This is a genomic window from Nonomuraea terrae (assembly GCF_044465245.1).
GTDB classification, from domain to species: Bacteria; Actinomycetota; Actinomycetes; order Streptosporangiales; family Streptosporangiaceae; genus Nonomuraea; species Nonomuraea terrae.
Genome location: NZ_JBITLL010000007.1, coordinates 249976 through 262252 on the forward strand (window position 1 = coordinate 249976; position 12277 = coordinate 262252).

The following is a 12277-nucleotide window of genomic DNA, read 5'->3' on the forward strand; positions in this document are numbered from 1 at the left end:
GCCTCGCCTCGCCTCCCGGCGAAGAGTAACGACCCGGACGTGACGGGCGGAATGGGCGTTCTCCGGTTGTGATGTCATATCGGGATGTCCCACACGGCCCGCGCCGGGCTCTCCGCCGCCCTCCTGGGGCTGGTGCTCGGCTGCCTGGCGCTGGGGCCCGCGCTGGGGTGGGGGTTCACGCTCATCCAGGACATGGTGTTCGTGCCCGACCCCGCCTTCTCGCGCTTCACGTTCGGGCTGGCGGGCGGAGCGGCGCGGGTCGTGCCCAGCGACGCCGTGGTGACCGCGCTGGCGCAGCTGCTGCCCGCCGAGCTGGTGCAGAAGCTGATCCTGCTGGCGATCTTCGTGCTGGGGTGTTCGGGGGCGGCGCTGCTGGTCCCGTCCTCATCGGTGGGGCCGCGGCTGGTGGCCGGCGTGTTCTACGTGTGGAACCCGTACGTCGCCGAGCGGCTGCTGATCGGTCAGTGGGCGCTGTTGCTCGGGTACGCGGGGCTGCCGTGGGTGGTGCGTGCCGTCTGGTCGGGCCGGCGGACGGCGCTCGCCGTCCTTCCCGCGGCGGTGGGCGGATTCGCCGCGATGACGGTGACCGCCCTCACCGCGCTCCCGCTCGCCGTGGCTCGCTGGACGTCCGGGAACGGGTCAGGGAACGGGTCAGGGAACGGGTCAGGGAACGGGTCAGGGAACGGGGCGCGCTGGGCAGGGCCGGCGCGGGTGGTGGTGGTGCTGGCCGTGTTCAGCCTGCCGTGGCTGGTGCCGACGGCGCTGCGGCCGGAGGGGTTGCGGGGCGATCCTGTCGGGGTGGAGGCGTTCGCGGCCCGGGCCGACACGCCGTTCGGCGCGGTGGGCAGTCTGCTGTCGCTGGGCGGCATCTGGAACATGTACGCGGTCCCGCCCGGCTACGAGACCGTGCCCGGCGCGGTGGCGCGGCTGCTGATCACGCTGACCGGGCTGGCGTTCTTCCTGCGCGGCGCGGTGCCGTACAGGAAGGGGCTGGCCGCGGCGGCCGCCGTCGGGCTGGGCGTGGCGTGCGTCGGGGTGAGCGAGCCAGGACGAGCGGCGTTCCGCTGGGCCGTGGAGCTGTGGCCCGGTTTCGCGGTGTTCCGCGACGCCCAGCAATTCGTGGCCCCCCTGGCCCTGGCGTCCGCCGTAGGGCTGGGCCTGCTGGCCACCCGCGTCACGGGCAGCTCGGAGCTTTCGTCCTCGGACGGCGGTCGCGGTTCTCCCTCCAGAGGATCTCGGCCCGTGAGCCGCGGTAGAGGGTGGGTTGTGGTGTTGGTCCTGGTGCCTCTCGCGGTGTTGCCGACGATGGCGTGGGGGGCGTTGGGGCGGCTAGGAGCGATCGCCTACCCCGAGGGGTGGACGGACGCGCGGGAGGTGATCGGCCGGGATCCGGCGCCCGGGGACGTGCTGGTGCTGCCGTTCGAGTCGTACCGGCGGTTTCCGTGGAACGGCGGGCGGGCGGTGCTCGACCCCGCGCAGCGCTTCTTCGCCGCCTCCGGCCGCCGGGTGGTCACCAACGACGCCGTACGCGTCGGCGAACTGCTCGTCAGAAGCGAGGACCCCCGCGCCCAAGCGGTGGACCACGTCCTTCGAAGCCCGTCACCCGACCTCCCCGGCGCCGGGTTCCGCTTCGTGATCGTCAACGCGGGAACGCCGGCGGAGCGGCAACGGTTCGCCGGATGGCTACGCACCGCGACGCTCGTGGTCGACGCGCGTGACCTGCGCCTCTACCGATTCGACGGCCCCGTCCGTTCCATTCCACCCCAATAGGTACGCTGATCAGCGGACTTATTAGGATTCCGTGCAGTTACTTTCGAGTAGCACGAATTGGTTCTAGGTTAGGAACGCCTCGGACCAGAGCCCGCTCCAGGAGGAAACCCCCTTGGTCAAGATCCTCTTAGCAGCGATCGCCGGCGCAGCCGTGGCGGCACTCGTGGTGACGGTCACCACCGTCTCCCTCAGCGGCGCCACCGCGACCCCGGTCAACCAGCCGCTCTACAACTACGGCGACCGGTAACCGAACGCCGCCATGCCACCCTCTCCGTCAGGGGACGAGAGGGCGAGCCGGCCACCACTGCTTGAGATCGTCGTTCCCGCCCACAACGAGGAACGCCGGCTTCCCGGGGGGCTCCTGCAGCTGTGCGCGAAGCTCGCCCGCATGCCGTTCCCCACCGCCGTCATCGTCGTCGACAACAACAGCACCGATCACACGGCCGAGGTCGTCACGACCTGGCCGCGCGGCAGCGTGCCGGTGCGCCTGGTGCGCTGCGCGACCCGGGGCAAGGGCGCGGCCGTGCGCGCCGGGCTGCTCGCCACGAGCGCGCCCTTCGTCGGTTTCTGCGACGCCGACATGGCCACCGACCTGGAAGGCATCGACCTGGCGCTCGGGCTGCTGCGGTCCGGCGAGCGGGTGGTGATCGGCTCCCGGGCGCACCGGCGCTCCCACGTGGAGAACCGGCACAGCCGGATCCGCGAGCTCGGCGCGTACGGCTTCCGCGCGCTGGCCGGAGCGCTCGTGCCCGGGGTGAGCGACACCCAGTGCGGCTTCAAGTTCTTCGACGGCGCCCTGGTCCGCGAGGTCGCGGCGCTGCTGCGCACGCCCGGCTTCGCCTTCGACGTCGAGCTGCTCGCGCGCTGCCGGGCGCGGGGTGTGGAGGTGCGGGAGATCCCGGTGCGCTGGCGCGACATGCCGGGCTCGCGTTTCTCGCCGGCCCGGCACACGCTCGGCATCATGCTGGAGCTGGGCCGGATCTGGCTGCGGCTGCGCGCCCGGCCGCGGCCCGCCGGGCATCCGGCCTGGGAGCCGCCGCTCGACCCCGTCGGATACCCATGAGGATCGCGGTCGTCAACTGGCGTGACCCGTGGCACCCGCAGGCCGGGGGCGCGGAGACGTTCGCCTGGCAGCTGGCCCGCCGCTTCGCGCGAGCCGGCCACGAGGTCTGCTACGTCACCGCGCGGGCGCCGGGCCAGCGGCGGCGCGAGGTCGTGGCGGGCGTGCGCTTCGCGCGGATGGGGGGCGTGTTCACCGTCTACCCGCGCGTGCTGGGCTGGCTGCTGGCTCGCCGGAGGCGGTTCGACGCGGTGCTCGACTGCCAGAACGGCATCCCGTTCTTCACCCCGTGGGTGCTGCCGCGGCGTGCCCGGGTGATCTGCGTGGTGCACCACGTGCACGACCGGCAGTTCGGGCTGCACATGCCGGGGTGGCTGGCGGCGTTCGGGCGGTTCCTGGAGGGGCCGGTGTCGCGGTGGAGCTACCGGCGGCGCCCGAGCGTGGCGGTGTCGCCGTCCACGGTGCGGGCCATGCGCGAGCGGCTCGGCTGGCGGGGGCCGATCCACGTCGTCCCGAACGGCGTGAGCGTCGCCACGCCCGCCGAGCCCGCGAGGAGCCCAGGGCCGCGGATCGTCTGCCTCGGGCGGCTGGTCGCGCACAAGCGTGTCCACCTGCTGCTCGACGCGGTGCCGGAGCTGCGCGAACGCTTCCCCGGCCTGGTCGTGGACATCGTCGGCCGGGGCCCTGAGGAGGCGTCGCTGCGGGCGGGGCTCCCCAAGGGGGTGGTGCTGCACGGCTACCTGCCGGAGGAGGACAAGGCCACGGTCGTCGGGCGGGCGTGGCTGCACGTGAGCACCTCGCAGGGAGAGGGCTGGGGGCTGAGCGTGCTGGAGGCCGCCGCCCTGGGCGTCCCCACGGTGGCGTACGACGTGGACGGGCTGCGCGACGCCGTACGCCATGGGGAGACCGGCTGGCTGCTGGCCGAGGGTACGGACCTGGCCAAGGGCATCGCCGGGGCACTCGGCGAACTGGACCACACTTATAGCGTGAAATGTCGGGAGTGGGCGGGCCGGTTCTCCTGGGACCACAGCGCCGAACGCCTCCTCGCGCTCATGCGCGGTCAGGACCCCGGTCCGGGCTGGGAGGAACCGTGACCGTCCCGTCCCTGCTGCCCACCGACAAGCTGGTGGCCGGTCGCCGCACCGGCGCGGGCCGGCCCGTGGGGGAGAAGGCCAGGCGGCGGCTCTGGCTGCTGCTGTGCTGCTTCGGCTTCGGGCTGCTCGCGTTCACCACCAAGCCGGGTCAGCTCATCGCCGACACCAAGATGGACCTGGCGCTCAACCCGGTCGGCTGGCTGGAGCGCGCCACCCACCTGTGGGACCTGCAGCACTTCGGCCAGCTGCAGAACCAGGTCGCCGGCTACCTCTTCCCGATGGGCCCGTTCTTCGCGCTGGGCGACCTGGCGGGCGTCGCGCCGTGGGTGACGCAGCGGCTCTGGCTGACGCTGCTCATGTGCGTCGGATTCCTCGGCGTGGAACGGCTGGCCCGGCAGCTCGGCGTCGGCACGCCCGGCACCAGGGTCGTGGCCGCGCTGGCGTACGCGCTGGCCCCGCGGACGTTGTCGATCCTCGGCGAGATCTCGATCGAGTGGCTGCCCGCCGCGATGTTGCCGTGGATCCTCATCCCGCTGCTGACCGCCTCGGAGACGGGGCAGCGGGCGCGCGGGGCCGTCAGGTCGGCGCTGGCGGTGGCGCTGTGCGGCGGCGTCAACGCGGTGGCGGTGCTGGCCGTGCTGGTCGCGCCCGTCCTGTACATCCTGACCCGGCCGCGGCCGGTGCCGCGCTGGCGGATGCTCGGCTGGTGGTCGGCCGCCGTCGCGGTGGCCACCCTGTTCTGGTCGTTGCCGCTGCTGCTGGTCGGCCGCTACGCGTTCTCGTTCCTGCCGTACACCGAGACCGCCGGGACCACCACGGCCGTCACCTCGCTCACGAACGTGCTGCGCGGCGCCTCGGACTGGGTGCGTTTCCTGCCGCTCGACGGCGTCCTGGAGCAGCCGCCCGGGTTCGCCATCGCCACCTCCGCCACGATGGTCGTGGTCACCGGCGTCATCGCCGCGCTGGGCCTGGCCGGGCTGGCCCGCCGCGACCTGCCCGCCAAGGGTTTCGTGATGGCGCTCTTCCTGGTGGGCGTGGCCGCGATGGCCGCCGGGCACATCAGCGCCCTGGAGCCGGTCGTGGCCGAGCCGGTGCGCTGGCTGCTGGACGGCCCGCTCGCGCCGCTGCGCAACCTGCGCAAGTTCGACCCGCTCGTCCGGCTCGCGCTCGCCTTCGGCCTGGCCCACCTGCTCGTCAAAGCGCGCATCCCGGTCCGTACGGTCGCCGTCGCCGCCTTCGCCGCGCTGCTCGTGCCGGTCGTCAACCAGGGCCTGGCCCCGCCCGGCGACTTCCGCGAGGTGCCGTCCCACTGGCGGCAGGCGGCGGCCTGGCTGGACGAGCACGCCGGCGACGCGGGCGTGCTGGTGGTGCCCGGCGCCAAGTTCGGCGAGTACGTATGGGGCCGGCCCCTGGACGAGCCCCTGCAGGCCCTCACCACCGCCCGCTGGACCACCAGGCAGATCACGCCACCGGGCTCGGTCGGCCTGTCCCGGCTGCTGGACGCCATCGACGAGCGGCTCACCTCCGGCCACGGCTCCCCGGGCGTCACCGCCGTGCTACGCCGGATGGGCGTGCGCTATCTGCTCGTCAGGAACGACCTCATCCGGCAGAACCTCCAGGGCGCCTGGCCGTCGCGGATCTACGAGGCGCTGCGCGAGTCGCCCGGCATCGCGAAGCTGCGCTCGTTCGGCGAGCCGGTGGGTGACCGGCAGAGCGACGACGCCGTGAACACGCTGGACCCGGCCTTTCCCGCGCTCGACCTCTACGAGGTGGAGGGCGCCTCCGACGTGGTCTCCGTGGAGTCCGCCTCCGACGCACTCGCCGTGCGCGGCGGGCCCGACTCGCTGCTCGCGATGGGCGACCTCGGCCTGCTGGACGACGGCCCCGTCCTGGTGAACGGCGACGCGGGCACGCGCGACGCCCGCACCGTGGTCAGCGACGCGCTGCGGCTGCGCGAACGCTCGTTCGGCGAATTGCGGTCGAACCGGTCGCCCACCCTCACGGCCGACAAGAAGGCCGACTTCGCCGGCGTCCGGGAGCTGGACCTGCTGGAGGACGGCTGGCTCGACCAGACCGCGGTCGCCGAGTACCACGGCATCGCCGGCGTCAGCGCGTCGTCGTCGGTCGCGGACCCGTACGCGATGTCCGGCGTCAGCAGCGTCGGCGGCGGCCCCTGGGCGGCGCTGGACGGCAACACCGCCACCGCCTGGGAGAGCGACGGCTCCCAGCCCCCCGACGGCGAGTGGCTGCGCGTGGACCTGCCGAAGCCCACCCGGATCCCGTACGTGAACGTCATGTTCGCCTCCAGCCTGCGGCTCGGCCAGTCCACCGGCCGGGTGGCCGTGGAGACCGAGGCGGGGAGCCTGGTCCAGGACGTCGCGAGCACCACCGGCACGCAGCGGCTGCGCGTGCCGGACGGGCCCACGGCGTGGCTGCGGATCAAGGTCGCCGGGACGGCGTCGCCGCAGTGGAGCTACGGGCAGCGGGTCGGCGTGGTCGAGCTGTCGATCCCCGGCGTCGTGCCCGAGCGCACGATCCGGCTGCCCGGCCAGGGCGGCGACGTGTACGTCATGGACAGCGGTGCCGACGACAAGCCCGCCTGCATGCGCACCCCGGCCCGGTGGGTGTGCAACGAGGCGCGGCTGGCCGGAAAGGGAGAGGAGACCGGGTTCGACCGGACCTTCCGCGCGGAGTCCGCCGCGAGCGTGAACGTGCGGGGAACGGCCGTGCTGCGTGATCCGGAGTTGATCGACCGGTTCACCCGCCTGCGTGCTGACCTGACCGTGGTGACCGGCTCGTCACAGCTCACCGACGACGCGGTGATCTCGCCCCGGTCGGCGTTCGACGCGGACGGCAGCACCACCTGGGTCCCCGACGGCAAAGACGCCGAGCCCACGCTCACCGTCGCCTGGAAGGCCAAGCGGACGGTCTCCCGCGTCCAGATCCAGCGACCGGCCGCCGACCAGGGGCCGCTCGACGTGATCGTGACCGGCGACGGCCGTGAGGTGCGGGCCGGACGGGTGGACGCGCGCGGCTACCTGACGTTCGAGCCCCTCACGACCACCCGGCTCACGCTGCGCTTCATGCCGTTCTCCAAGCGGCTGCAGGTGAGCGAGCTGGTGGTGCCCGGCGTGCAGCCGGTGGGCCGGCCCTCGGGCGTCCCGCTCCGGCTGCGCTGCGGGTTCGGCCCCAACCTCGAGGTGAACGGCCGCACGATCCCCACCAGGGTCACCGGCACCCACGCCGACCTGCTGGAGCAGCGGCCGGTCCAGATCACCGGCTGCGCCGAGGCGAAGCTCGCGGCGGGCGACAACCGGGTGCGGCTGGCGGGCTGGGACGCGTACACGATCGACGCGCTCGTCGTCGGGGCGCTGCCCACGCGGGCGGGCGGCGAGCAAGGGTCGGCGGCGCCGGGCGCCTGGACGCCGTCCGTACGCGAGGTGCGGGTCGACGCGCCGCAGGACGCCTTCCTCGTCGTCAACGAGAACGACAACGACGGCTGGCAGGCCCGGATCGACGGCCGGACTCTCGACCGCGTGCGGATCGACGGCTGGAAGCAGGGCTGGGAGCTGCCCGCCGGCACCTCGGGGACCGTCCGGCTGGAGTACCTGCCCGACCGCGTCTACGGGCTCGCGATCACGCTGGGACTGGCCGGGATCGTGCTGCTCGCGTTCATCGCGCTCGTGCTGCGCGGGCCGCGTCCCGAGCACGTGCGGGAGACCGCCGCGGCCAGGGCGGCGCGGCTGTCGCGCCTGCGGGCGCCGTACGCCGTGGTGCCGGCGCTGGCGTTCGGCTGGTGGGTGGCGAGCTGGCCGGGCATGGCCGCGATGCTCGCCGCCGTCGTCGTGACGCTGCTGCAGCGCGCCCGGGGACTGCCCGCGCACCGGGCGGCGGCCGGCTTCTTCTGCCTCGCCACGCTGGCGTCGGCGGTGGGCCTGGTGCTGCGCGAGCACGGGATCGACGTCGGGCCGCTCATGGACCAGGGGCCGCAGCTCGCCGCGGTCGCCGCCGTGGGCGTGCTGATCGGCCAGCTCGTCACCGAACGGGAGCGGCCGGCACCGGATCCGGAGCCTTCCGAGGCCGAACGGGTGCTGACCCGTGCCGGCTGAGCCGCTGCGCCGGGGCCTCGAGCAGGTGGTGACTGGCGACGCTCAGCAGCGTCGTGACGACGAAGGACACCACCGCGACACTGGCGAAGTCGCCGCCGAACGGCTGCGCGCCGGTGAGCTTGAGCTGCAATGCGATCACCGGCGCGTGCCACAGGAAGAAGCCGTAGGAGATGCGCCCGAAGTAGGCCGTCACCGGGTTTCCGAGCGCGCGGGAGCGCAGCGCGTCGGCCCGGGGAGCCAGCGCGAACGGCGCCACGAGCAGCACCGCCACGGCCGCCTCCAGACTGAGCCGCCACAGCGACTCCGTCAGCGAGGGCAGGTCCAGCGTCCGCGGCCCGGCCAGCCCGGTGCTCAGCAGCGCGTACAGCAGGGCGGCCAGCACCAGCAGCTGCGGCGCCAGCGAGTCGACCACCCGGCTGTGCCCGATCCACACCGACAGCACCGCCAGCGCCATGCCGCAGCCGAAGAACACCAGGTGGTACGGCAGCATCAGCCCGAGCTGCGGCAGGTCGTGAACGCGCGCCACGACGACGGTGGCCACCGAGACCACCGGCAGCACCGCGATGCCCGCGAGCAGCCGGACCGGCCGGTTGCCGCCGCGCGCCCACCGGTGCAGGACCCAGGCCAGCGGCGGCAGCAGCACGTAGAAGGCCATCTCGATGGGCAGCGTCCACATCTGGTAGAGGCCGTCGGGGGTCGGGTCGGCCGGGAAGTAGTTCTGGACGAGCAGCATCCACTTGAGCCAGCCCGTCCAGTCGAAGGAGCTCCACGCCCACAGCACCAGCCCGGTCACCAGCCAGTAGACCGGCATCACCCGCAGCACCCGCCGCCACAGGTAACGCAGCGGTCTCGGCCGTGTCGTATCCTCGATCACCGCGCGCGCCCAGGGGCGGTAGAGCAGCAGGCCCGACAGGAGGAAGAAGATGGGTACGGCGATGCCCAGGCGGCTCATCATCCAGGCGAGCATGCCGTCGCGGTACATCACGCCGGTGTTGCTGCCGACGTGCAGCAGCCAGACGCCGAGCGCGGCGACCGCGCGCAGGCCGTCGAGTGCGGCGTCCCTGCCCTTCATCGAAGCTCCTGCCCTCCCGATTTCCTGAGCTCGGTCAACCACGATAGAACTTGTTTCTATCGGTTGTGCCGGGGTGCTTCGCCCGCAGATGACCGTGTCACTCTCTGTCATACTTTGTTGCCGTTGATCACCCCTAGACGATGATGAATCCGGAGGCCTCGATGGGTCGCATCTCCACGCTCGTCCTCATCGGGTTCGGGGCTTTCTTCGTCACGCTGGCGCCGCTGCTGAAGTTCTGGGCCGCGGACCAGCTCACCTACGCTCCGGCCAACCACTTTCTCATCTCGCGGCTGGAGGCCGAGGACGCTCGCTACTTCTCGGTGCAGGACCTGAAGGTGCTCACCGCCGACCTCGACATCGTCGTGACCACGCGCGGCGACGTGAAGGAGGCCGACGGCGACCGGGTCGTCTGGGACGAGGCCATGGTGGTCAACGACGTCACCAACGAGCGGTCGCAGGTCGACTTCACCGAGCGGCGCAGCGCGTTCGACCGCTACACCGGCCTGGCCGTCGACTGCTGCGGCAACAGCGTGGAGAACGAGCCGGTGGAGATGGAGGGGCAGATCTACAAGTTCCCCTTCGACGTGCGGAAGACGACGTACAAGGTGTTCAACCCGGTGGCGCGGAAGGCGTACGACGCGCGGTTCGTGCGCGAGGACACCGTCGACGGCCTGCCCGTCTACGTCTTCGAGCAGACCGTCCCGCCGACCAGGACCAGGACGAGCACGCCGCCGAAGAGCGCGATCGGCATGGACGGCAAGGGCGACGTGCGGGTCGAGCACTGGTACGACGGCACGACCACGTTCTGGGTGGAGCCGGTCACGGGCTCGCCGGTCCGGCAGGAGGTGCGGCGCCACGAGGTGATGAAGACCGAGGACGGCGTCGAGCGCTCGCCGGCCTTCGTCGCGGACGCGAAGATGACCGAGGACACCGTGGCGAAGCTCGTCCAGAACGCCGAGAACGCCAAGACTCAGATCGACCTGCTGCGCACCGTCATTCCGCTGGTCCTGCTGATCATCGGCGTCGTCCTCCTGGCCACCGGCGCCGTCCTGTCCCGCCGCCCATCCCGCTGACCCCGAGCCGTACCGTCACCCACCGTCGATGGAACGGGTTATCGTCCGGGCCAACCGTCCGACACCGGCCAGAGATTCCCGTGTAGAACGCGTTGCAGTTGGTCGCCCGCCGGACGTATCGTCGGGCCATGCGGACACGCGTCACGGACATGTTCGGCATCGAGCTCCCGATCTTCGCGTTCAGCCATTGCAGGGACGTGGTCGCCGCCGTCAGCAAGGCGGGCGGCATGGGGGTGCTCGGGGCGCTCTACTTCACTCCTGAGGAGCTCGAGACCGAGCTCGCATGGATCGACGACCACGTCGACGGCAAGCCGTACGGCGTCGACGTGGTCATGCCGGCGTCGTACGAGGGCGCCGACTTCGCCGCCGACGAGCTGGTCGGCCGCCTCCAGGGGATGATCCCCGACGGCCACCGGGCGTTCGTCGAGAAACTCCTGGCCAGGCACGGCGTGCCCGCGCTGTCGGCGGACGCCGACCCCGGCCGGGTGCTGCTCGGCTGGACCGACGCCACCGCCCGCCCCCAGGTGGAGGTCGCGCTGCGCCACCCCATCGCGCTGCTCGCCAACGCGCTCGGCCCGCCGCCCGCCGACATCGTGAAGCTCGCCCACGACCACGGCGTCAAGGTCGCCGCCCTCGCCTCGACCCCGCGCCACGCGCTCAAGCAGGTCGAGGTCGGCGTGGACGTCGTCGTCGCCCAGGGCACCGAGGCCGGCGGCCACACCGGCGAGATCTCCACGATGGTGCTCATCCCGCAGGTCGTGGACGCCGTGGACGTGCCGGTGCTGGCCGCCGGCGGCATCGGCAACGGCCGTCAGATGGTTGCCGGCATGGCACTCGGCGCCGAGGGGGTGTGGACCGGCTCGCTGTGGCTCACCGTCGAGGAGGCGGACACCCCGGAGATGGCCAAGCGCCGCATCCTGGAGGCCACCTCGCGCGACACCGTGCGCTCGCGCAGCTGGACCGGCAAGCCGGCGCGGCTGCTCAAGAACGAGTGGACCGAGGCGTGGGAGTCGGAGGAGTCGCCGGGCACGCTGCCGATGCCCCTGCAGTTCATGCTCGTCTCGGACGCGCTGCGGCGCATCGGCCGCTCCGACGCCGCCGAACTGGCCACCTTCCCCGCCGGCCAGATCATCGGCATCACGAACCAGGTCCGCTCCACCAAGGACGTGATGTTCGGCCTCGTCGAGGAGTACGGCGAGGCCCTCGAACGGCTCGGACGCCTCACCTCCGACTGATTTCAGTGTCCCCGGTAGACGGCGGGGCGCTTCTCGCGGAAGGCGAGGGTGCCTTCCTTGGCGTCTTCTGAGCCGATCACGGGCCAGCCGAGCTCGTCGGAGACCTTCAGCGCCTCCGGCTCCGGCATGCCCTGCGTGTCCCGGTACGTGCGCAGGATCGCCTGGACGGCGAGCGGGCCGGCCGCGGCGACGTCCGCGGCCAGCTCGCGGGCCGCGGCCAGCGCCTGGCCGTCCGGGACCACCCGGTTGACCAGGCCCATCGACAGTGCCTCGGCCGCGGAGACCGCCCGCCCGGTGAGGAGCAGGTCCATGGCGTGGCAGTACGGGATCTGGCGCGGCAGCCGTACGGCGCTGCCGCCCATGGGGAACAGCGCCCGCCTGGCCTCGAACAGCCCCAGCGTGGCCGACTCCGCCACGATCCGCAGGTCCGTGCCCACGAGCAGCTCGGTGCCGCCGGCGACCGCGTACCCCTCGACCGCGCAGATGACCGGCTTGGTCGGCAGGTCCTCGCGCAGCAGCCCCTTCCAGTGGTAGTCGACGATCTGGGCGGCCCGTGCCCGCACCTCGGGGTCGGACGACGGCTGCCCCATGGCCTTGAGGTCGGCGCCCGAGCAGAACGTGCCCTCCGCCCCGGTCAGGATCGCGACCCGGACGCCGGGCTCCGCCGACGCGTACGCCCACGCCGAGGCCATGCCGACCAGCATGTCCGCCGACAGCGCGTTGCGGGCCTCCGGCCGGTTCATGGTGACGACGAGAACGTGTCCGTCGCGTTCGACCCGGCAGTGGGGGGTGCTGATCGGAAGAAGCTCCACGGACGCCTCCGAACGGGGAAAATCAAGCGCTTGCTACAGACTTGGCCCAAGG

At 72.6% G+C, this 12277-nt stretch carries 9 protein-coding genes; 7 read left to right on the top strand and 2 right to left on the bottom strand.

Going from position 1 to position 12277, the window contains the following annotated elements; genetic code table 11:
• The first annotated feature begins 84 nt into the window (after positions 1 to 84).
• The 5 genes from ACIBP6_RS35230 to ACIBP6_RS35250 all read left to right on the top strand — a co-directional run bounded on the left by ACIBP6_RS35230 (position 85) and on the right by ACIBP6_RS35250 (position 8033).
• Complete coding sequence (locus ACIBP6_RS35230; RefSeq protein WP_397058135.1) at positions 85 to 1770, top strand: hypothetical protein; 1686 nt, start codon at positions 85 to 87, stop codon at positions 1768 to 1770.
• A gap of 112 nt (positions 1771 to 1882) precedes the next feature.
• Positions 1883 to 2017, top strand: a complete 135-nt coding sequence (locus ACIBP6_RS35235) for a hypothetical protein (protein WP_268958758.1) — start codon at positions 1883 to 1885, stop codon at positions 2015 to 2017.
• Between the two features lie 12 nt (positions 2018 to 2029).
• Positions 2030 to 2833 (top strand): glycosyltransferase, encoded by an 804-nt coding sequence (locus tag ACIBP6_RS35240; protein WP_397058136.1) that lies wholly within the window; start codon positions 2030 to 2032, stop codon positions 2831 to 2833.
• Entirely contained in the window at positions 2830 to 3924 is a 1095-nt protein-coding gene (locus ACIBP6_RS35245) for a glycosyltransferase family 4 protein (RefSeq protein WP_397058137.1), read from the top strand. The genes ACIBP6_RS35240 and ACIBP6_RS35245 overlap by 4 nt, the downstream gene beginning before the upstream one ends.
• Positions 3921 to 8033, top strand: a complete 4113-nt coding sequence (locus ACIBP6_RS35250) for an alpha-(1->3)-arabinofuranosyltransferase domain-containing protein (RefSeq protein ID WP_397058138.1) — start codon at positions 3921 to 3923, stop codon at positions 8031 to 8033. The genes ACIBP6_RS35245 and ACIBP6_RS35250 overlap by 4 nt, the downstream gene beginning before the upstream one ends.
• Here ACIBP6_RS35250 and ACIBP6_RS35255 read toward each other — a convergent pair.
• Positions 7960 to 9105 carry an acyltransferase family protein gene (locus ACIBP6_RS35255; RefSeq protein ID WP_397058139.1) on the bottom strand — a complete coding sequence of 382 codons (1146 nt, stop codon included), beginning with the start codon at positions 9103 to 9105 and terminating at the stop codon, positions 7960 to 7962. The two genes, ACIBP6_RS35250 and ACIBP6_RS35255, sit on opposite strands and share 74 nt — an antisense overlap.
• A gap of 161 nt (positions 9106 to 9266) precedes the next feature.
• On the opposite strand from ACIBP6_RS35255, the gene ACIBP6_RS35260 reads away from it, so the two are divergent.
• Positions 9267 to 10178, top strand: coding sequence for a DUF3068 domain-containing protein (locus tag ACIBP6_RS35260; RefSeq protein WP_397058140.1), 912 nt, complete (start codon positions 9267 to 9269; stop codon positions 10176 to 10178).
• Positions 10179 to 10306: 128 nt separating this feature from the next.
• Positions 10307 to 11413: an NAD(P)H-dependent flavin oxidoreductase gene (locus tag ACIBP6_RS35265; RefSeq protein ID WP_397058141.1), complete on the top strand. Its 1107-nt coding sequence runs from the start codon at positions 10307 to 10309 to the stop codon at positions 11411 to 11413.
• A 2-nt stretch (positions 11414 to 11415) separates the two neighbouring features.
• Here the strand turns inward: ACIBP6_RS35265 and ACIBP6_RS35270 are convergent, their stop codons facing one another.
• Complete coding sequence (locus tag ACIBP6_RS35270; protein ID WP_397058142.1) at positions 11416 to 12225, bottom strand: crotonase/enoyl-CoA hydratase family protein; 810 nt, start codon at positions 12223 to 12225, stop codon at positions 11416 to 11418.
• Between the last annotated feature and the right edge of the window lie 52 nt (positions 12226 to 12277).

Excerpts from the sequence above, each read along its gene's own strand:
- ACIBP6_RS35260 (WP_397058140.1), top strand. The coding sequence starts at position 9,267 with ATGGGTCGCATCTCCACGCTCGTCCTCATCGGGTTCGGGGCTTTCTTC.
- ACIBP6_RS35245 (WP_397058137.1), top strand. The coding sequence starts at position 2,830 with ATGAGGATCGCGGTCGTCAACTGGCGTGACCCGTGGCACCCGCAGGCC.
- ACIBP6_RS35230 (WP_397058135.1), top strand. The coding sequence starts at position 85 with ATGTCCCACACGGCCCGCGCCGGGCTCTCCGCCGCCCTCCTGGGGCTG.
- ACIBP6_RS35240 (WP_397058136.1), top strand. The coding sequence starts at position 2,030 with ATGCCACCCTCTCCGTCAGGGGACGAGAGGGCGAGCCGGCCACCACTG.
- ACIBP6_RS35265 (WP_397058141.1), top strand. The coding sequence starts at position 10,307 with ATGCGGACACGCGTCACGGACATGTTCGGCATCGAGCTCCCGATCTTC.
- ACIBP6_RS35255 (WP_397058139.1), bottom strand. The coding sequence starts at position 9,105 with ATGAAGGGCAGGGACGCCGCACTCGACGGCCTGCGCGCGGTCGCCGCG.